Source organism: Sorangium sp. So ce321, assembly GCF_051530195.1.
Classification (GTDB): Bacteria; Myxococcota_A; Polyangia; order Polyangiales; family Polyangiaceae; genus Sorangium.
Genome location: NZ_CP150329.1, coordinates 11951578 through 11972827 on the forward strand (window position 1 = coordinate 11951578; position 21250 = coordinate 11972827).

At 69.7% G+C, this 21250-nt stretch carries 14 protein-coding genes; 9 read left to right on the forward strand and 5 right to left on the reverse strand.

The genetic code is table 11. The features are described 5' to 3' along the window. The first annotated feature begins 45 nt into the window (after positions 1-45). On the forward strand, positions 46-1308 hold the full coding sequence (locus WME89_RS44335) for a hypothetical protein (protein ID WP_438005604.1): 1263 nt from the start codon (positions 46-48) through the stop codon (positions 1306-1308). Here WME89_RS44335 and WME89_RS44340 read toward each other — a convergent pair. Next, positions 1305-4763, reverse strand: a complete 3459-nt coding sequence (locus WME89_RS44340) for an FG-GAP-like repeat-containing protein (protein ID WP_438005605.1) — start codon at positions 4761-4763, stop codon at positions 1305-1307. The two genes, WME89_RS44335 and WME89_RS44340, sit on opposite strands and share 4 nt — an antisense overlap. Before the next feature lie 244 nt (positions 4764-5007). On the opposite strand from WME89_RS44340, the gene WME89_RS44345 reads away from it, so the two are divergent. From WME89_RS44345 to WME89_RS44360, 4 genes are all read left to right on the forward strand, one after another. Next, positions 5008-7305 carry a GumC family protein gene (locus WME89_RS44345; RefSeq protein WP_438005606.1) on the forward strand — a complete coding sequence of 766 codons (2298 nt, stop codon included), beginning with the start codon at positions 5008-5010 and terminating at the stop codon, positions 7303-7305. A 12-nt stretch (positions 7306-7317) separates the two neighbouring features. Further along, positions 7318-8889 carry an O-antigen polysaccharide polymerase Wzy gene (gene wzy, locus WME89_RS44350; protein ID WP_438005607.1) on the forward strand — a complete coding sequence of 524 codons (1572 nt, stop codon included), beginning with the start codon at positions 7318-7320 and terminating at the stop codon, positions 8887-8889. Positions 8890-10409: 1520 nt separating this feature from the next. Then, positions 10410-11675, forward strand: coding sequence for a glycosyltransferase family 4 protein (locus tag WME89_RS44355; RefSeq protein WP_438005608.1), 1266 nt, complete (start codon positions 10410-10412; stop codon positions 11673-11675). Continuing rightward, positions 11672-13207 (forward strand): heparinase II/III domain-containing protein, encoded by a 1536-nt coding sequence (locus tag WME89_RS44360; protein WP_438005609.1) that lies wholly within the window; start codon positions 11672-11674, stop codon positions 13205-13207. Before WME89_RS44355 ends, WME89_RS44360 begins: the two co-directional genes overlap by 4 nt. 85 nt (positions 13208-13292) lie before the next feature. On the opposite strand, the gene WME89_RS44365 is transcribed toward WME89_RS44360, so the two are convergent. The 4 genes from WME89_RS44365 to WME89_RS44380 all read right to left on the reverse strand — a co-directional run bounded on the left by WME89_RS44365 (position 13293) and on the right by WME89_RS44380 (position 17713). Beyond that, a complete protein-coding gene (locus WME89_RS44365; protein ID WP_437658134.1) occupies positions 13293-14039 on the reverse strand; it encodes a class I SAM-dependent methyltransferase in 747 nt (248 codons plus the stop codon). Between the two features lie 56 nt (positions 14040-14095). Then, positions 14096-15607: a glycosyltransferase family 4 protein gene (locus WME89_RS44370; RefSeq protein ID WP_438005610.1), complete on the reverse strand. Its 1512-nt coding sequence runs from the start codon at positions 15605-15607 to the stop codon at positions 14096-14098. Positions 15608-16145: 538 nt separating this feature from the next. Further along, positions 16146-16610, reverse strand: coding sequence for a serine O-acetyltransferase (locus WME89_RS44375; protein ID WP_438005611.1), 465 nt, complete (start codon positions 16608-16610; stop codon positions 16146-16148). Further along, complete coding sequence (locus WME89_RS44380; protein ID WP_438005612.1) at positions 16607-17713, reverse strand: glycosyltransferase family 4 protein; 1107 nt, start codon at positions 17711-17713, stop codon at positions 16607-16609. Before WME89_RS44380 ends, WME89_RS44375 begins: the two co-directional genes overlap by 4 nt. A gap of 557 nt (positions 17714-18270) precedes the next feature. Here WME89_RS44380 and WME89_RS44385 point away from each other — a divergent pair. The 4 genes from WME89_RS44385 (at position 18271) to WME89_RS44400 (ending at position 21208) form a co-directional block, all read left to right on the forward strand. Next, positions 18271-18891 (forward strand): MerR family transcriptional regulator, encoded by a 621-nt coding sequence (locus WME89_RS44385; RefSeq protein WP_438005613.1) that lies wholly within the window; start codon positions 18271-18273, stop codon positions 18889-18891. Between the two features lie 17 nt (positions 18892-18908). Continuing rightward, positions 18909-20126 carry an IscS subfamily cysteine desulfurase gene (locus tag WME89_RS44390; protein ID WP_438012050.1) on the forward strand — a complete coding sequence of 406 codons (1218 nt, stop codon included), beginning with the start codon at positions 18909-18911 and terminating at the stop codon, positions 20124-20126. 72 nt (positions 20127-20198) lie between these two features. Further along, on the forward strand, positions 20199-20663 hold the full coding sequence (gene iscU / locus WME89_RS44395) for a Fe-S cluster assembly scaffold IscU (protein WP_438005614.1): 465 nt from the start codon (positions 20199-20201) through the stop codon (positions 20661-20663). Positions 20664-20725: 62 nt separating this feature from the next. After that, on the forward strand, positions 20726-21208 hold the full coding sequence (locus WME89_RS44400; protein WP_438005615.1) for a HesB/IscA family protein: 483 nt from the start codon (positions 20726-20728) through the stop codon (positions 21206-21208). Positions 21209-21250 lie beyond the last annotated feature (42 nt).

A 21250-nucleotide genomic window follows, 5' to 3' on the forward strand; every position in this document is an offset into this window, starting at 1 on the left:
TCTCGTGCCCGCGCGCGCGTCCAGTTCCCTCGAGCGAAGCGATTCGTGAAGCTGTCGTCGTTGCTGCGCGCCTTGACGCACGGAGGTACGGGGGTCGCGTTCGCCGTGCTGCTGCCGCGCGCCGCCTCCCTCGCGGCCCAGTGGGTGCTCGCGTTCACGGGGGGGCCGGCGGAGCTCGCCGCCCTCGCCAACTACACGTCGAGGGGGATGGTCGTCGTGGCGCTGGTCGCCGCGGGCCTCGCGCCGACCCTGACGCGCAGGACGCGCGCGATGGCGACCCGGGCCGGGCGCGCGCTCGCCGGCGGCGCGCTCGCGATCATCGCCGCCATCTGCTTCAGCGTCACGCTCACCCACGAGATGATGTCCGGGCTGGGCGTCACGGCGGGGGTGGTCACCGCGCTCTTCAGCGCGTGCTCGCTCTTCGCCGCCGCCTCGAAGGGCATCTTGCCCATCTGGCAGCTCCAGGGGCGCTTCCTGCAGTCGCTCGCGCTGGTCATCGTCTTCTCGCCCTGCGCCTCCATGGTGGCGGCGCTGGCGGGCAGCCCCGCGGCGGTGTCGGTCGCGATCGGGCTCGCCGGCGCCACGCCCGCGCTGCTCCTCCTGCACCGCACCCGGATCCGGCGCGCTGCGCGTTACGCGATGCTCGTCGTCCGGCACGCGTTCCCCTATTCGATCGCGAACTTCTCGACGGTCGCCGTTTATCCGCTCTCGCTCAGCGCCAACCAGTCGCTCATCGACGATCATCGCGTCGGGCAGCAGGTGCTCTACTGGTCGTTCTCTGTGGCCCTCTCGCAGGCGTCGCAGGCGTTCGCCGCGCGCGCGGTCACGGGCGCGCTCGGGTCGGGGGGCGAGTCGGACTGGCATGCGCGCGCCATGCGCGCATGGCTGCCCGCGGCGGCGGCGCTCTGCGTCGGCGCTGCGATCATCTACACGCTCTTCGCTGTTCCGATCCCCTGGTTGCCGTTCTCCGGCGCGGCGCGCGACGCGATGACGCTGACGATGCTTGTCTCGGGGATGGGTCCGCTCATCACCGACTCCATGTGCGTTTACTTCTGCGGCCCGCGGTCGCGCCGCGCGCTCTCGGTCGGCAGCGTGCTGAGCAGCGCGAGCGTCGCCGCGCTTCTGCTGCTCGCGCCCGAGCCCTTGGTCCGCCATTTCGGGGTGTTCGGCCCGTCCGTGCTCGTCGGCGTGGCGCGGCTCGCCTTCCTGATCGACGCGCCCGTGCGGCGGTACGCGCAGGGAGCGCTGCTCTTGCTGGTCTCGGCCTTCGCGCTGGCGCTGGCGCTGGGGCGGGGCGTGGGCTTCTAGCTCCGCGCGCCGGCGATCCTGCCCGGTCTCTGGCCGCCGCTTCGCCGCGGGAGGCTCGACCGGGCGGTCGCCGTGGCGCGGGCCCGCGCGAGGGCGAGGAGCGCGGCGGCGAGACCGCCGAGGCCGGCCGTCCAGGAGGCCCCGAGCCGCCCCGGCGCTTCGGAGCAAGCGCACCCACGACCGTAAAGGAGCGTGTCGTCCGGCCCAGCTGCGCCGCCGGCACCACCACCACCAGCCGCGCCGCCCGAGCCGCCAGCCCCGCCGCCCGAGCCGCCGGCCCCGCCGCCCCCTTCGCCAGCCCCGCCAGCCCCGCCGTCCCCTTCGCCTTGCGGCATCCTCACGATGACGCCGTCCGACCCGCGGTCCGGGGAGAGCCCGGCGGCAGAGACCGCGCGTACGCCGACATAATACTTCGCCCCGTCGAGCAGCGGCAGCCCGGGGATCGAGGCCTCGGACACGTCGCCGACATCCCGCCACGCCGGCGAGTCGATGTAATCTCCCTGGCCGCCCACGACCGCCACCTGATAGGAGGTCGCCGCGGCGACCTTCGACCATCTCACGTGGAGAGTATCTCTCGTGGTGATCTCGTCGACGTCCTCGCCCGCATCGGGGCTGCTCGGATCGACGTCCCAGACAAGCTCGGGCGCCGGCAGGATCTCGTGCCGCAGGTTGTAGAGATAGCCATCTGCGACGCTCACCACGATGTCGTCATGGCCGTCGCCGTCCGTGTCCGCGAGGATCGGCGAGCCGACTGGGTTGCCGAAAGGATAGGACCAGAGGAGACGCTTCGAGCACGCGTCGACCGCGTAGAGGAAGCCGTTCGTGGAGCCGACCACGACGGTGCCGCCTTCGGACGCGCCGCCCGTGAGGTTCCGCGAGATCGCCACGTCGCCGAGCTGGCCCATGACGGCGCTCGCCTGCCGCGCGGCTTGCTCGTCGGCGAACGCAGCCTCGCCGGCGAGGACGATGGAGCTCGTCCGCCCGGCAGCGGAGGCGTCGAGCTCTGTAAACGTGAGGCGCGCCGGCATCCTGAACGAGCCCTCGACGAGGAGCGACCTGCCCTCGCAGGTCGCGATCGCGCCGTGGGGATACGGGCGGCTGTCCTCCGTGCCTTTCCAGAGAGCGGCGCTGAGGTCGTGCGCCAGCGTCCGCGCAGGGAAGCGCCCGCCGTGCAGCGTCATCTCGAGCTGCGAATCCCCCGACACGTCGGCGAGGGTCGGCATGAAGTAGGAGAGCGACTCGGCGCTCTCGCCGAGGGAGCTGCCGTCCCGGCCCGAGAACACCCGGGCGGTGTTGATCGCCAGGGCGACGTCCTGCGCCCCATCTCCGTTCCAGTCCGCGATCGCCGCGGCCTGGGTTCCGGCCGACGCGGCGATACGCTGATTCCAGCGCACCGCGCCGCTCTGCTCGATCGCGAGGACGTCGGTGTGGAGGTCATGGTCGACCGTGAGCGCCACGAGCTCGGGAGCGCCGTCTCCGTCGAGGTCTCCGTGCAGCACGTCCCACGCCGGCGGCTTCTCCAGCGGGACCTCGCGCGTCTGCACGCCGCCGGCGTCGAGCACCGCGACGGAGTACCTCGCCGGATCGGTGATCGGGTGCCGCCGCCTGAAGCACGCGAGGGTCGCCGGCGCGCTGCCCTCGGCGGGCGCGATGGAGGCCCCGAACGCGTCCATCACGCGCCAGGCGGCCTTGGCCGGAGCGACGTTGCTCGCCCCCTCGGACACGATCCGGACGAGGTCACCCCGGCTGTCGACCACGACCACGCTGTCGGCCGTGTCGCCGGGAGAGAGCTTCGCCGCGAGCGGGGCGCGGCCGAAGTCGACGTAGGCGCCCGGACCAGTGCTGTAGCCGCCGACGCGCAGCCCGGGCAGGATGTCGCGCCCCTCCTGCACCAGGTTCGTCGGCGCGAGCGAGGCGTCGAGCAGCGTGACGAACCCGTCGTCGCGGGAGACGACGAGCCGCGGCGACGCCGGAGACGTCACCGCCAGCACATCGAGCGCCGCGATGTCGACGCCGCGCTCGACGGCATAAACAGCGGCGGGCGACGCCCCTCCCTCGAGCACCTCGTACGCGGTGAGCGCCGCGGGCTCCGAGGTCGCCTCGAGCACGAGCTCACCGCGCCCGTCGCCGGTGAGATCCGTGGTGACCAGCGAAAAGATGTTGCCTGTCCTGCGCGACCTCGACCAGTCCATGCGCGTGCGTACCCGCTCGCCGTCGAGCGACCAGAGCCGCTCGACCCGCTCAGCGCGCCCGCGGCTGAACCGGAAGGCCGACACGCGCTCCTCGCGCGACGTGAGGATCCACTGCTCGGCGCCGGAGCCTCCCGGGACCGCGCCTCGCGCTATCTCGTCGGGGATGACGGCGAGCTCGTCGCCCGTGGCCGCGTCGAGCACGAAGGATGTCCATGAGCCCCCCGTGCTGCCGCTCACCACCACCTCGAGCGCGCCGTCGCCGTCGAGATCCCACGCGAGCTGCGTCGGGGCGCGGGCGTCGCCGCCGTCATTCGGGGCGAGCGTCTTGCGCCACACGACGGCGAGCGAGGGGCTCTCGCCCGGCCTGTACGCGAGCAGGGTGACCTCGCGCGCGCCCTGCTGGCCGACGACGCGGTTCTGAAAGCAGAGCGCGTGCTCGCGCGGCGCGGATGGGTCGCCCAGGGTCACGGCCTCGCACGCCGAGCCGCCGAGGTACGCGCCGATGCTCGCCGACTCTGCGAACACGGTCCCCGTTCCCGCGACGAAGAACAGCCGATCATGGGAGGAGACGAGGAGGTCGGCCGTCCCGTTGCCATCCCAGTCGCCCACCGTGTTGACCGTGGCGCTGCAATGCGTGCGCCGCGGGGGAGCGGGCAGCTTCTCCACGGCGTCGAACCCGCGCGCGAAGCTGTAGATCACGCCGGGGCTGTCCGTGCGTACGGCGCAGCAGCCGCACTCGTCGAGGAAGAGATCGAGGTGGCCGTCGCCGTCGAGATCGGCGAGGCGCGCGGCGCCGAGCTCCCCGAGCTCCGTGCTGTCTTCGGCCCAGAGGATGGCCCCGCTGGCGCCGGCGACGACGGCCGCTCCCGCCCCGCTCAGCACGACCGCTTCGAGCAGCCCGTCGCCGTCGAGATCATCGAGGGCGTGCAGCGTCCGGAAACCCATGGAAGGGGTGCTCCAGTGGATGAACCCCTGCGGATCGGACAGCAGCACGCGGCCGCCGGACACGAAGAGCAGGTCGAGCTCGCCATCCTGGTTCGCGTCGCCGGCGAGCACCTTGCCCGTCGAGAGCACGCCGCCGAGGTACGCCCGCCAGTAGGGCGCCGGCTTCATGATGTTGCTCGTGGAGGACGTGGCGCCCGTGCGCTGCGGATCGTGACGGGCAGAAGCCCAGTCGCCGGCGGCCACGGCGCCATCGAGCAGGAGCGCGGAGCATACCGCGCTCGCTACCGCGCGGCGCGCCAGGGAGGACAATCGTTCCATGCTGCTCTTCTGGATGCGCCCGCCAATGTCAGCCGCTCGGCGGCAGCGTACGCGATCGCCACGGAGGTAGCACCGCGCCCCCCGGGCTGCACCTGGCGGCATTGTAAGCGGCCACCCCGACGGCGCACACCATGCCACATCATCCCCTCGTTCCGCGCGCCAGCTTGAATTTTGGGGACCCGGAGAGCACCTTAGCCCTCCGCCGGACCTCTAGCTGGATGGTAGCGCCTCGAGCGCATGACTTATGGCTGACGAATTCAGAGCCCCTCCCACGACCGCCACCCGTAATGATGCCCCTGGCGAGCGCACCATCGACCTCGTCGCCGCCTGGCGTACGGTCAGCAAGCACTGGGCCATCGCGCTGACGACGCTGATCTTCGTTGCCCTCAGCGTCACGTTCTACACGCTCGGGCAGAAGAAGATCTACCAGTCGACGGCGACCTTGCAGTTCGACCCGAACCCCCCCCGGCCCCTCGGCCGGGGCGTCGAGGCCGTTGTCGACATGGGCGCCGGCTCGTACTGGAACAACCGCGAGTACTACGAGACGCAGTACAAGGTCATGCGGTCGATGCGGGTGGCGCTGGCGGTCGTCGCCCAGCTCAACCTCCAGAACGACGCGTACTTCCTGAAGGACTTGCCGCGCGACGCGGCCGCTCCCGAGCCGATGAGCGTGAGCCCGGAGGAGGCGGCCGAGCTGATCCGCGAGCGGCTCGCGATCGAGCCGGTGAAGGACAGCCGGCTCGCCATCGTCCGCTACAACGACGCAGATCGCGAGCGGGCGCAGCGCATCCTGTCCATGCTGATGGACGTCTACATCGAGCAGAACCTCGATGACGCGCTCACCTCGACGAACTCGGCGGTCGACTGGCTCCGGACGCAGCTCGACAAGCTGAAGAACGATCTCGAGACGAGCGAGACGTCGCTCCACGAATACAAGAAGAGCAACAACATCCTCGACATCGATTTCGAGGACAAGACCAACCTGCTTCGCGAGGAGATGAAGCAGATCAGCGACGCGCTCACGTCGGTGCGCACGCGGCGCGAGGAGTTCGCGGCGCGCAGCCACGAGCTGTCGAAGGTCGACCCGAACAGCCCGCTCGATCTCCCCGCCTCCGAGCTCATCCAGAGCCCCGTGCTCCAGATGCTGCGCGCTCGCCACGAGGAGTGCGTCCGCCAGCGCGACTCGCTCATCGGCTCCGGCAAGGGCGAGAACCACCCGGAGGTCCGCGCCGCGACCGAGCAGCTGGCCGCCAACCTGAACGCGCTGGTCTCCGAGATCAAGAATGTTCAGGGCGCGGTGAACCGCGATCTCGCCATCGTGAAGCGCCAGGAGTCGGGCCTCGCCGGGCTGCTCGAGGGCGCCAAGAGGCAGGCCTTCGAGCTGAACTCCCTCAAGATCGAGTACGACCGCCTCCGCAGGACGAAGGAGAACACGGAGAAGCTCTATCAGCTCGTCCTGGAGCGCACGAAGGAGAGCGATCTCCAGCGCATGATGCGGGTGAACAACATCCGCGTCCTCGACAGGCCCAACCTCCCGATCATGGCGATCCGGCCCCGCGTCGGGATCAACATCGCGGTCGGCATCCTCGCCGGGCTGCTCCTCGGGATCGGCGCGGCGATGGCGCGGGCGATGCTCGATCGCACGCTGAAGACGCCGGACGAGGTCGAGCGGGAGCTCGGCCTGCCGTTCCTGGGCCTCCTCCCGGAGTTCGACCGGCGGAACGGGGGTGGAGCCGTCACCCGCAAGGTGCGTCGCCGGGGCAAGCTCGCGTCCCAGTCGGGCCGGCCCGAGCTCATCGTCCACGATCAGCCGAAGAGCGGGATCGCCGAGGCGGCCCGGGCCATCCGGACGAACCTGCTCTTCATGTCGCCTGACCAGCCCTACAAGACGCTCCTCATCGCGAGCGCCGGCCCCGCCGAGGGCAAGACGACCGTTTGCTGCTGCATCGCCGTCGCGATGGCGCAGGCCGGGCAGCGGGTCGTCCTCATCGACTGCGACCTCCGCAGGCCGCGCCTCCACGCCATCTTCGACAAGGGCCCGGAGCGCGGCGTGACGAGCGCGCTGCTCGACGACTCCGTGGTGGACGACGAGGACGCGCTCAGGACCGAGGTGGAGAACCTCTATGTCATCCCCGCCGGGCCCATCCCGCCGAACCCGGCGGAGCTCTTGCACAGCGATCGCTTCAGGGCGCTGCTCCGCAAGCTCCAGGGCCGCTTCGACCGGGTGATCATCGACAGCCCGCCGATCGGCGCCGTCACCGACGGCGCCGTGCTGTCGACGCTGGTGGACGGCACCGTGCTCGTCGTGCGCGCCTCGTCCACGACGCACGACTTCGCGCGCCACGGGATCCGGGCGTTGCTCGACGTCGGCGGCAAGACCGTGGGCGTCGTGCTGAACGCCGCCGACCTGAACCGCCGGGAGTACGGCGCGTATCGCTATTATGGCGACAAGAAGGACGGCTACTACCGGCAGACTGCCGAGCCTGCCGAGCCCGCGCCGCCCGACGACGCGGACGCCCCACCGCCTCCCCTGCCGAACTGAGGAGCACCGCCGTTGCTGTCCCCGAGACTCCCCCGCGCGAGCGGCGCCCCGCGCGCCGCCGAGTCGGCCCCGACGAGGACGAGGCGGTCTCCGGGCCGTCTCATCGCGATGCTCCTCGTCGCCGCGCTGGCCGCGGTCGGCCCCATCCTGGAGGGGTCGATGGGCGATGGACGCGGGTTGACGTTCGGCCTCCTGCTGCTGCTCGCCGCCCCGTCGCTCGCCCGCGCCGGCGGCCCCCGCTTCCATCCGCTGGATCCGGAGACCTACGTACCGGCCACCTACTTCCTCAGCGTCGGCTATGCCCCTCTCATGAACCTGCTGACGTCCTACGGCTTCCGCTTGCCGAGCCGTGACGCGGCAGCCATGGAGGTGGCCTATGCCGGCGCGATCGGCTGCGCGCTCGCGTGCACAGCGCTGAGCCGCCCGCCGGAGAGCCCGGACACGGAGCGGCTGGTCCCGATGCTCAGGCCGAAGGTGATGCTGGACCGGGACTGGGCGACGATCCTCGTCGGCTTGCTCGGGGTCGGGCTCATCGGGGCGTGGATCGCCTCGATCGGCGTGGGGAAGTTCTTCACGATGAGCTACGCCGCCAACCACCTCGAGGAGGAGGGCAAGGGGCTGCTGACCTCGGGTTGGTTTCTGATCAAGCTCGCGATCGCCTACTGCTTTCTCAGGTTCGCTTCGGTCCGCAAGGCCGGTTTGCCCGTCCCGAAGGTGCTCCTCGTCGCAGGGTCATGCTTCCTCGCGACCATCCTCCTCAACACGATCACGGGGCGGCGGGGGCCCCTCGTCTGGACCGTCCTCGCCATCGGGCTCGCCCTGCACACCTACGGGGTCCAGCTCCGGCGCGTGTGGCTGGCCGTCGGCATGGTGGCCGTCGTCATCTACGGTATCGCCATCGAGGGCGCTCGGGCCGTCCAGGGCAGCGGGTTCGACGCGCAGGTCACGTCGGCGTTGACGCACCTCGAGCGGACCGAGAACCCGTGGGAGATCGGCGAGCTCGAGATGGTCCACGCCAATCTCGTCAACATCGTGAACGAGAGGCCGCCCATCGTCACCTACGCCGGCGAGAGCTGGATCAACGCGTTCCTCATCCTGGTGCCCAAGCCGCTCTGGGACGAGCGGCCGCTCGGCCTGGGACAACGTTATGCCGTGTGGATGGCCCCCGACATCGCGCGCCACGGCGGCGGCTTCGCCATGAGCGCCGCCGCCGAAGGTTTCCTGAACCTCGGCCTCCTCGGCGCGGGCATCCAGATCGCGGTCATGAGCGGGCTCTTCTTCATGCTGCCGCTCCTCGTGGCGGGCGCCCGGGACTCGACCATGCTCGTGCGCGCGTCCTGCGCGACCCTCTCCTCGTTCGCCTACAACCAGTTCCGGGGCGAGTTCACCGCGGTGCTCAAGATCACCGTCTCCCTGGGGTTCGCCGTGCTCGCGGTCGTCCTGCTCACCTCGTTGATCAAGCTCCTTCGCCAGTCGCTCTTTGCCCTGCAGCCGGCGCATGGGGGACCTCAGCGGGGCCTGCACGCCGCGCGTCTCGTCGACCCGGCGGCGCGACCGGGCCTTCAGGCGCCGCGCCGGCCGTAGCCGGCGCCGGCCACAGATCGTCCCGCCTGATGCGCGCCAGCAGCGCATACGCTGCGGCCGGCAGGCTCGTCACCAGGTAGGTAGCCCCCTTCCAGCGCGCCAGGCTCCCGTGCTCGCCCAGCTCGGCCACCGCCATCACCAGCATGGGCGCCCCGAGTCCCCAGGCCAGATGCACCGGCGGAGGCCAGGAGCGCCAGCGGTGAAGCATCCACGCCGCCACGACGCCCAGGAAGCCCAGCGCCATGTAAAGGGACGCGCCAGAGAGCAGCCCCTGCGCCCGGCTCACCAGGTGCAGAGGCGGGTAGAACAGCGGATTGAGCTGCCAGAAGACGGCGTGCAGGAGCAAGGCCGCCGCCGACCCCCCGACAGCCACGGTCAAGGCGCGGCGCGGCTGGACCGAGAGCAGGCTGAAACCGACCAGGAGCGGCAGGTAGGAGAAGGAGATCCGTGCCGTGGCCAGGCAACCGAGCAGCGCGGAGAGCGCGACGAGGCCCGCCCGAGGCAAGCGGGGCCGCTCCAGCACCAGGACCGCGCAGAGCACGAGCAGGCCCCAGGCCGGCAGATCGCTGCCTACCGCTGCGAGCTCCCAGAGCAGCACGCAGCTGAACACGGCGAGCGCGAAGGCGTTGGTGTGAGACCAGCTGTGCCGGGTGAACCGCAGCGCGAGGACGGTGGTCGAGAGGGCCAGCGCGGTGATCAGCGCATAGGCGCCGAGCGCCGCGAGGGGCGCCCAGAGCGCCGCCCACCCGGGACCGGGGCTGAACGGGTTCCCCAGGTACGTCGTCGACTCATAGGGGTTGTGCAGCTCGACCAGCGCTCGCCCCGCCAGGATCATGGCGTCGTCGGCGTCGGAGCCGGCGCCACGCGCCTTGAGACCGTCCGCGCGAGGATAAACGAACGCTGCCACGAGCGCCAAGGTGGCCGCCAGAGAGGCGCTGGGCCACGGGGTCTCCAGCCAACGTTTCATGTGCTCGGGAGGGTCGAGCAGCAGCCACAGGCCGATGAACGCGGCCAGCAGAAAGGCTGGAACAGCGATCCCTGGCGCCGGAGCGAACTTGACCAGGGGCTGCAAGGCGGGGAGCTGCAGGGCGGCAAACAGGCCGACGAACGGCCCGTGTTTCGCGAGGAAGCGCATGTGGACAGCTCAGGCGAGGCTCTCGGCGGCGGGATGCGGTGAGCGGAGCAGCGCCGGCCTCTGGATGAAGAGCTCGGGCGCTGCGACGCAGGGATTCTCGGCGTCGCGCGGGAAGCTACCAGGATCGCCGGCGCCGCGGGGTCCGATTCAGCGTCCGGGACTGCCTCACATCAGCTCAGGGTGCGCCGGTATCGCGGCGACGGGCGAGCTCCTCGAAGGAGAAAAGAGCTCCAGATGTCAAAACGAGAGGCGGATATGCGTGGAAGCCATCACGATCGCTCGACTGGGAAGTGTCCTTATTGCCGGTGGGAGAAAGTAGTTGACGTCGAGCATGCGAGCCAGCCATTCTCCCGGCGAGCTCCACCCCTCGCCATCCACGCGGCCCATGCGCATCCTCTACGTCTCTCCCTATTTCCCCCCCGAGGCAGGGGCTCCCGCCGCGCGCGTTTCGGAGCTCTCCCGAGCGTGGCGACGCGCTGGACACGAGGTCACCGTCCTCACGGGCATGCCGAACCACCCGACGGGGGTGATCCCGCCCGAGTACCGGGGTCGGCTCCGCATCGAAGAGGACTTTCACGGGGTACGGGTCCTCCGCACCTGGATCTACGCCGCCGCCAACCGAGGCAAGGTGCGTCGCTCGCTCGCGTACGGGTCGTTCGCCCTCTCCGCGCTCACGCTCGCGCAGCACGAGTTGCCTCGGGCCGACGTGCTCATCGCGACGAGCCCCCAGTTCCTCACGGCCGTGGCCGGCTACGGTATCGCGAAGCTCCGCGGGCTGCCGTTCGTGTTCGAGGTGCGCGATCTCTGGCCCGAGTCGATCGTGGCGGTGGGCGCGCTGCCCGAGGCGCACGCGCTGGTGCGAGGTCTCACGCTCGTCGAGGAGCACCTCTACCGCGCGGCCGACGAGATCGTCGTCGTCACGCGGAGCTTCCGCGAGCGGCTCGTGGCGCGGGGAGTGCCCGCCGACAAGATCGACGTCATCCGCAACGGCGTCGATCTCGGCCGTTTCACGCCGTCCTCGCGCGCCACGCCGCTGCGCGCGGAGCTCGGCTTCGGGGATCGCCTCGTGGTGGCCTACGTCGGTACGCACGGGATGGCGCACGGCCTCTCCGCGGTGCTCGACGTGGCGCACGGGCTCCGCGATCGCGACGACATCCGCTTCTTGTTCGTCGGCGACGGAGCAGAGCGGGCGAGCCTGGAGGCGCGCGCGCGGGAGCTCGGGCTCTCCAGCGTGACATTCCTCGGCGCGCGCCCGCGCGACGCGATGAACGAGGTGTACGCCACCGCCGACATCTGCCTCGTTCCACTGCGCAAGACCGAGCTCTTTCAGACCGTCATCCCGTCCAAGATCTTCGAGATCCTCGCCATGGAGCGGCCGATCGTGATCTCGGTCGACGGCGAGGCGCGATCGATCATCGAAGAGGCGCAGGCCGGCCTGTTCGCTCCCCCCGAGGACGTGGCGGCCATGACGCGCGCGATCCTCGATCTCGCCTCCGATCCGGACCGGCGGAGGCGCATGGCGGAGGCAGGGCGGGCGTATGTCACGCGCTCGTTCGACCGCGACACGCTCGCGCGTGACTACGTCGAGGTGCTGGAGCGCGTGGTGCGCCGCGCGGGGTCCCGCGGGGAACGCGGGGACAGCGCGAGATGAACCTGCCGCGGGTCGCGCGCACGCTGGCGCAGCTCCACCCGGTGCAGGTGCTTGCCCGTCCCGTCGCCCTGGGCGGGCGCGCGCTCGGTCGAGGTCCGACAGCGGCGCTCGCGCCGCGCCTCCGGCCCGGCTTCGCCCCGCCGAACGCGCCGTTCGTGGCCTTCGCCGAGTCCGAGCGGGTGCGCGGGCGCGCGCGCCTGGCCGCCATTCCCGAGGGCTCGCTCCTTCACGCGTACGAGCGCGCCTATGGCTACGAGCTCGGGGCCGACCCGACCGTCCCTGCCCCGGGCGCGTGGGACGGCCCGGTCGCGTCGCATCCGTTCCCGGCCTCGGTGCGTGCCCGCAGGCTCGCGGTGGCGGCGCGCCTCGGGCGCCCAGGGCTCTCCGCCGAGCTGGCGCGCGCGTGTCGGGCCGTCGCGCTCGGGCTCGAGCTGCACCTCCTGGCCAACCACCTCCTCGAGAACGCGATCGGGCTCGTGTGCGGCGGCGCGGTGGCGCGCGGCCCCGAGGCCGAGGCCTGGTGGCGGCTCGGCTCGAGGCTCCTGTCCTGGCAGCTTCCGGAGCAATTCCTCGATGATGGCGGGCATTTCGAGCTCTCCGCTTCGTACCACCTCGCGCTGACCGCCGGGCTGCTCGAGGCCATCGAGCTCTCGCAGGCGGCGGGGCGCGAGGTGCCCGCGCTCTGGCGGGTCACGGTCCAGAAGGCCCTTGCCTGGGCCGCCGCCGTCCGCGCCCCGGACGGGACCTACCCGCTCTTCAACGATGCTGCCCTCGACTCCGCGCCCGAGATCGACAGCGTCCTCGCCCTCGGCGCCGCGCTCGGCCTCCACAGCGCCGCGGGGGCGTCCGGCGCATCGCCGGACGACGGGCCGGCTCTCCTGCACCTCGCCGCGACCGGCTGGGTGATCCTCCGGTCCGGCGAGCGCGCCTGGCTCGCGTTCGACGCGGGGATGGATGGCGCCGCGTACCAGCCCGGGCACGTGCACGCAGACGCGCTCACGTTCGAGCTATGGCTCGAGGGCGAGCGCGCTGTCGTCGATTACGGCGTGTCCAGCTACATCGCGGACCGGGACCGGGAGGAGACCCGGGCCACCCGCGCGCACAACACGGTCGAGCTCGGCGGCGCGGACTCGAGCGAGGTGTGGAGCGCCTTCCGCGTGGGACGCCGGGCTCGCGCCCAGGTGCGCCGGCTCGACCGTGCTCCCTCGCACCTCGCGGTGGAGGCCGAGCACGACGGGTATCGCTTCCTCCCGGGGGCCCCTGTGCACCGACGAGCGCTCGAGCTCTCCGAGCGGGAGCTCGTGATCCGCGACGAGATCGTGGGGGGCACGACGAGCGCCTGCTCGCGGCTCCGGCTCGATGAGGCGGCCCTGCAGCGCCGGTCGATTGCGCTCGAGGGCGTTCAGCTCACGCCGGAGCGGAGCCCGGGGGTGTGGCATCCCTGCTTCCGGCAGCCGCGCGCGGCGGTCGTGTTCTCCGGTCGTGGCGAGGTCCGAGACGGCTGGCGCGGCGGCTTTCGCCTCCGGTGGTAGGCCCTCGTCGCGGCGACCGGCTGACCGCGCCCATAGGACCGGGCGCACGCAGGAGCGCCTCGGCGCCCCTGAGCGCCCTGGTGCCCTACTCGCGAACGAGGCTGCCGGTGAGCGTGATACGGAAAGGCGCGAGCGCCTCGACCTTGTCGAGCACCAGGTGCACCGCCATGAGCGCCTGGTGGACCCCCGGAAAGAGCACCGTGTAGGACGGGTGGTCCACGCCGGTGTGGAGCTTGTCCACGCGGAAGCCCGTCTCCTTGGCGATGCGCTCCACGGTCCAGATGGTGTTCATGCGGAAGTAGGTCGGGTACGGCTTGGCGTTCCTGCTGCCGGACGTGGCGCGCAGCAGGCCCATGTAGAACGTGTGAAACCAGTGCGGCGTCAGGTGCGTCGCGATCCCTGAATACGAGAGCAGATTCGGCGCTGTGAACACGAATCGTCCGCCCGGGCGCAGCAGCCTATGCGCCTCACGCAGCACCGCCTCGGGCTTCTCGAGGTGCTCGAGCAGGTGGTCCGCGGCGATCACGTCCGCGCAGCCGTCCGGCAGCGGGATCGACTCGCCGTACGCGCAGATATGCTGCTGCGCCGGGTTGCGCGCGAGCGCCTCCTCGTCCGGGTCGACCGCGTAGATGGTCTTGCCGTCGAGCGGCACCGTCGCGACCTTGCCGAACCACAGGGGTCCGCAGCCGAGGTGGATGATGTCCTTCGCCGGCGCGACCGCCTCGTCCACGACGCCCTGGTAGACCTTCCAGTAATGCGCGTGGTCGCTGAAGCGGTAATACCACTCGTTTGTCTTCTTGTTGAAACCAACGATCCGGCGGGCAAGTTCCACGATGTCTCCTCGGTCACGTCCAGCGGCGCGAGCGCGTCAGCTGCGGGATGAAGGCTTCACACCACCGAGAGGCGCCCCTGGGAGCGCCGCTCGAGCGTGAACGTCGACGGCCGGCGCAGCAGCATGCGCTCGGCGGAGTCCACGACGAGCTGCAGCAGCATCTCCGCCTGCGGATTGACCGAGCACTCCTCGCTGTCCCAGCGGAAGCGCAGCTCGACGGACTCGCCCGCGAGCTGGATCGTGAACGCCGCGGCCACCGACTCGCGGATCTGCTGCGGCGTCGCCGCCTCCTGCGTCCAGCTCCACGACTTCACGCGCGCGCTGCCGTTGGCGCCCGCGGAGGTCACCTCCAGGGCGATGAGCTTCGCCTCCGGCGCGAAGCGCTCGAGGACCGCGCGCAGCTTCTCCGTCCCGCTCGCGGTCTCGATCTCGAGCAGGGCGCGCGGCACAGCGCGGCGCAGCGCCTCCACGGTGGCCTCGCGCGCGCGCCGGGCGTCCTTCGGCTTCGCCCCGAAGGACGGGAAGGAGCCCACCGCGCGCACCACGATGAAGAGCACCACGCTGCAGGCCGCGAGCGCGAAGCCGATCTCGAGCGAGCGGCCGACATAAGCGACCAGCGCGACCACGGTGAACAGGAGGCTGAGCCCGTACAGGATCAGCACCGCGCTGCGATGCGAGTGGCCCTTGTCGAGCAGCTTGTGGTGGATGTGCGAGCGATCGGCGGCGAAGATCGGCCGGCGGGCGACGAAGCGCCGGACCATCGCCGAGATCATGTCGAAGATCGGCAGGCCGAGCGCGAGCAGCGGCACGAGGACCGCGAGCGCGGTGCCGCCTTTGTGCGTGCCCACGCCGAAGAGGGGGATCGCGGCGAGCATGAACCCGAGGAACATGCTCCCGGTGTCGCCCATGAAGATCGTCGCAGGGTGGAAGTTGTGGAACAGGAACCCCACGATCGCGCCGGCGAGCGTCGCCGCGAGCAGGCAGATCACCAGGTTGCCGGGGTAGCCGCCGAGGTATGCGGTGATGAAATTGGCGACGCAGGCGAAGAAGCCCACGCCCGCCGCGAGCCCGTCGAGCCCGTCGATCAGGTTGACCGCGTTGATGATCGCGACGAACCACGGGATCGTGACCAGGAAGGAGAGCGGGTAAAAGGACACGTGCCCGAAGTACGGCAGCGTCACGCACTCGAGGCGGAGCCCGCAGGCCCAGGCGATCGACGCGGCGAGGATCTGCGCAAGCAGCTTGTGCCGCGCGCGCATTCCCTTCGTGTCGTCCCAGGCGCCAGCAGCCGCGATCGTCAGCCCGCCGGCCAGCAGCCCCACCACCAGCGAGTGCTGCGAGAACCACATCAGCCCGATCTGCGTACCCATCGCGACCAGGATGAACAGCGGCAGCACGAATCCGGCGACGATCGCGAGCCCGCCGAGGCGCGGGATACGCCGCGTGTGTACGCGCCGTGCGGTCGGCTCGTCCACGGCGCCCACCGTCACCGCCAGACGGCGCACGAGTGGCGTCGCCGCCCACGAGAACACCAGTGCAAGAATAACTGCCGTGAGCGTACTTACCATCGCTCGCTCTTCCTCCTCTGGGAATCCCGCACCCTGGCTAAGGTGCGGCGCGGCGCGCGACATTCATAGCTCGTCATCATGCCGGACAGCCCGTCGTTGATGCCGTCCCTAGTACTCCAAGTCGGACCACCGGACAACCCGAGGGCAATGTCAGGGACGTCACTAGGCAAGTCGAGCCTGTCGCCATCGCCCGTCGTTTTATACAGCCATACTGTATATTTAACCTGAGATTGTGAGCGTCACGGGTCGGCCCGGTGACGTTGTCCTGCCGCTCTCCGCAGGTGCGGACCTGTGGACCGGGGGGCTCCGTGGCGTGCCGAAACCGAGACACTACATTTTTCCACCAACAATGAAACGCACAAGGACGTGACAGGATCCGGTCGCGGGGTCCGGGCGAGGTAGGGGAGCGAGGATCATGCTCACCCGGGGAACGTCGAGGCGTCGCGCTACAGCGCGCCCGTGCCGGCCGGGCGCGCTGTAGCGCCGAGCGGGCGAGCAGACGCCCCCGTCCCGCGGGCAGGGGTCCGGGCCGCGTGGATCAGGCGCTCGGGTCGTCCAGCTCGTAGTATCTCTGCGTCCTGCCGGACGCGATGATCCTGAACGGATTGCCCACGACGACGGTGTTGGATGGAACGTCCTTGTTCACGACGCTGTTGGCGCCGATGATCACGTTGTCTCCGATGGTGATGTCGCCGAAGACGGCGCTCCCCGCCCCGACATAGACGTCGTTGCCCAGCCGGGGGACCCCCTGGCTGCCGAAGTTCCTCCCTATCGTGACGTTCTGGCTGACAAGGCAGTTGTCGCCGATGACTGCCCTCGCATGGATCACCACCCCGAGCCCCCAGTAACCCAGCTTGAAATTCGCCCCGATCGTGGCCGAGGAAGGGAGGAAGACCGAGAACAGGAACCTGTTCAGCCAGGTGATGAGCGTGGCGACGAAGGGCAGCTTGTTCCGGTAGAAAAAATTTCCTATCCGGTACAGGAGCACGGAAGGGTTCTTCATAGCGTTGAAAGGAGCGACCTGAACTTGGTGATGGCATCCTCCAGCCTGTTGGACTGCCGTACCCGCTCGACCGAGCGCCGCGAGAACTCCTGCAGCAGCGACGGCTCGCGGAGCACCGCCTGGACCGCCTGCGCGATCTGGTCCGGGCTGCCGACGTCCACCAGGAAGCCGTTCTTTCCAGAGACGATGAGGTCGTTCACGGCGCCCACCCTGCTGGACACGACCGGGACGCCCAGCGCCATCACCTCGAGCAGCGCGTTCGGGAACCCCTCGCTGTGCGACGTGAACAGGCACAGATCGAACGACGAGATCACGGTCCGCTTGTCGGCGGAGAGCCAGCCCACGTACTCGGTGTTCGTGAGCTGATTCTCGGCGATGAGCCGCTTCACGTTATCGCGCTCGCTCCCGTCCCCGTATATCTTGGCCTCGACCCAGGCATTCTCGCGCTGCAAGAGGCGCATGGCCTCGAGGAAGTCGTAGATCCCCTTCCGCTTCTCGATGCGGTTGAAATAGAGCAGCCGCAGCGGCCTGTCCATGACCTGAGGATAGACCTTCTGCCCGCCCTCGATGAAGGAGGAGTCAGGGAGCCAGTTCTCTATGACGACGAGCTTGTCCTGGTTCACCTCGGGCACGAGGCGCAAGAAGAAGCTGCGCCAGTAGTCGCTCTGGCATATCACAGCGTCGCAGGAGCTCACGACCGCGCTCATGTACGATCTGTACAGCTTGCTCCTGGCGACATCATCCATGATGGGCCCCGAGCGGGGGAAGATGGCGACCTTCTTGCCGAGCAGCTTGCCCAGCAGCCCGATGGAACCCTTCTCGACGAAGCTCAACCCCGAGCTCGAGAACAGCAGGACGGCGTCCACGTCCGAGAGCGTCAGCTCCCTGACGCACCGGAACACCCGCAGCGCGATCTTGTGCAGCCTGAGGAGCACCGACGGCACGCGGATGGAGTCGAGGGTGGAGTCGACGAGCAGAAAATCAAAATGATCTTTCAGATCGCTCTCGATCAGAGAACGACAAGCAAAGTACTGCCCGCCTATCCTCCCGTCAGCCGGGGGAATGAACGAGCCGACGAAGAGGATTCGTTTCTTGTCTGCCATCTGATCTCTATCGTTTCAGCAGCGATAACATACGTAGGCGGCTCTGTTTAGCAGGCCGGCGGCGTGGCCACCACCGCTGCGCGCTTCGACATCGCACACCGCACACCGCCCGATCGTCCGCACACCACGATGCCGGAGCGCATGCGGAATCATGGGCCGGCGCCATCGACGCCTGCAGGGAGCGTGCGCTCCCGGTAAAGCAGAGCTCGCTCCGGCAGTTCCTGGGCGCCTGCGCCGCGGTGCGAGGTGGCTACACGGCGCCGCACCGCTGAGGCCGCTACAGTACCCGACAGACAGCGCCTAGACTGACGCAGCCCGCCAGGATCGACGCGATGCATCAGGGTCGGCCATGCCGCTCTCCCGCTCCCAGAGCAGCCCCTGCGCTCGCTCGCCGCTCCCCGCTCCGGGCAGGGGTCTTCCAGGATGTCGAATGGCGCCTGATTCCGCCTCTTTGCGCTGTGTCACGCAGACTCCCGTACGACCCGGTTGACAGGGTTGGCGCGGCGCCCTACAAGGTCGGCAACCCTAACGCACACGTAAGGGTCAGGGTCCTCAAGATGAACACCCGGCATCACCTTCCTGTCGCCCACGAGCAAAGCATCGGCGGGCCCTTCGCGTCCAGCACGTCCCGGGCGGACGCACGCGCGGAGGCCCCCGACGGTGTCGATGGGGAGGAAGAGCGTCTCCTCCAGGTAGGGGACATCGCCAAGGCGACCGGGAAGACGGTGCGGGCCATCCACCACTACGAGGAGGTCGGGCTGCTCAGGCCGCACGCCCGCTCCAAGGGACGCTACCGGCTCTACGACCACGCGGCCCTCACCCGGGTGCGGTGGATCGGCAAGCTCCACGACCTCGGCCTGTCGCTGAGCCAGATCCAGCAGATCGTCTCGACCTGGGAGTCGTCCTCGTCAGCCCCCGGCGCCATGTCGCGGATCCGGGACGTCTACCAGCAGAAGCTCGAGGAGGTGCGGGAGCAGATCGCGCACCTGGAGACGCTCGAGCACGAGCTCATCGCGAGCCTCGCCTACCTCGACACATGCGAGACGTGCGACCCGGCAGAGCTCGTGGCCGCATGTACCCACTGCAACCTTCACGACAAGAGCCAGGCCGAGCCTGAGCTCGTCGCCGGGATCCGAGGCGGCAACGGGCACTGCCGCCAGGGCTCGAACCACCGCTGAGCGAGAACACCATGGGCATCCAGCTTCCGATCTACATGGACTATCACGCGACGACGCCGGTCGATCAGCGTGTGCTTGACGCCATGCTGCCGTATTTCAACGGCAAGTTCGGCAACGCCGCCAGCCGGAGCCACGTCTTCGGCTGGACGGCCGAGGAGGCCGTCGGCCACGCTCGCGAGACGCTCGCCAGGTTCATCGGCGCGTCGAACCCGAAGGAGATCGTCTTCACCTCCGGCGCGACCGAGAGCGACAACATCGCCATCAAGGGGGTCGCCGAGTTCTACAAGGACAAGGGCAACCACATCATCACGAGCGTGATCGAGCACAAGGCGGTGCTCGACACCTGCAAGCGGCTCGAGAAGCAGGGCTACGAGGTCACCTACCTCAAGGTCGACAAGTACGGGATGGTCGACCCGGACGACGTCGCCAGGGCGATCACCGACAAGACGATCCTCGTCTCGATCATGCTCGCCAACAACGAGGTCGGCACGATCCAGCCCATCGCCGAGATCGGCAAGATCACGAAGTCGAAGGGCATCCTCCTCCACAGCGACGCGGTGCAGGGGGTCGGCAAGATCCCCTTCAACGTCGAGCAGATGGGGGTCGACCTCGCGTCGGTGACGGCCCACAAGATCTACGGCCCGAAGGGCATCGGCTGCCTGTACGTGCGCAGGTCGAAGCCGCGCGTCCGCATCACCGCGCAGATGGACGGCGGCGGCCACGAGTTCGGCATGCGGTCGGGCACCCTCAACGTGCCCGGCATCGTCGGGTTCGCCAAGGCGGCCGAGATCCTCATCCAGGAGGGTGAGGCGGAGTCGGCGCGCATCCTTTCGCTGCGCGAGCGGCTCCGGACCCGGCTCTGGAACGAGCTCGACGCCATCCAGCTGAACGGCTCGCCCGACCGGCGGCTGCCGGGCAACCTCAACGTGTCGTTCAGCTTCGTCGAGGGCGAGGCCATGATGATGGCGATCAAGGACGTGGCGGTCTCCAGCGGCTCGGCGTGCACGAGCGCCAGCCTGGAGCCCTCGTACGTCCTCCACGCGATGGGCATCGGCGACGACCTCGCCCACTCGTCCATCCGCTTCGGGCTCGGGCGCTTCACCACCGAGGAGGAGGTCGACCACGTGGCTGACCTCGTGATCCGCAAGGTGAACAAGCTGCGCGACATGTCGCCGCTCTACGAGATGCACAAAGAGGGGATCGACCTCAACAGCGTGCAGTGGGCGGCCCACTGAGGAGCGGCGCCGGGGGACGCCGATCCGCCAGATCAAGACTCAAGAGAAGAAGGAACGGTCCAGGAGAGAGCCATGGCATATAGCAACAAGGTCATCGAGCACTACGAGAACCCCCAGAACGTCGGGACGCTCGATAAGAACGACGACCACGTCGGAACCGGGCTCGTCGGCGCGCCGGCCTGCGGCGACGTCATGCGCTTGCAGATCAAGGTCGGCGACGGCGGCGTCATCGAGGACGCGAAGTTCAAGACGTTCGGCTGCGGGTCGGCCATCGCGTCGTCGTCGCTCGCCACCGAGTGGCTGAAGGGCAAGACGATCGACGAGGCGGAGACGATCAAGAACAGCATGATCGCCGAGGAGCTCCACCTGCCGCCGGTGAAGATCCACTGCTCGGTCCTCGCCGAGGACGCGATCAAGAGCGCGATCGCCGACTTCAGGGCCAAGCAGCAGGCGAGGCAGGCGCTCGCCGGCACGGCGCCTGCAAGCGCAGGAAACGCGAGCACCGCCGAGAACACCGCGGCGGCGGACGCGGAGTAAGAGCGCCGATCCTCCGGTCGGGGTCGGCCCACAGCACCGGAGCCGGAGCAAGGAGCAACGCCATGCAGAGCAGCGAGGAGACGACCACGACCCCGGCGGCGGACCCCGCCGGGGCCTACCCCGCGCCCGCCGCGACGGCGGACGCCGCGCGCGCGCACGCACACGACGAGCGCGCGCCGGCGGAGGCCAAGGCGAAGCGGACGCTCGCGGTGAGCGACGCCGCGGTCCAGGCGATCCGGGCTCAGCTCGCCAAGCGCGGCACGCCCGAGGGCGCCATCCGGGTCGGGATCCGCGGCGGTGGCTGCTCCGGGTTCTCCTACGTCATCGAGTTCGACGACAAGGCGCCCCGGTCCGGCGACCTCGTCCTGGAGTTCGCGGAGCCGGGCCAGGCCACGGTGCGCGTCCTCTGCGACAAGAAGAGCATCATCTACCTCGGCGGCTCGGTGCTCGACTGGGAGAAGACGCTCATGTACCAGGGCTTCAAGTTCAAGAACCCGCAAGAGGCGACGCGCTGCGGCTGCGGGCACTCGTTCACGGTGGCCTGAGGCCGCCGCCGCTCGCGCCCGCCCTCGCCGCCGAGGCGCCTC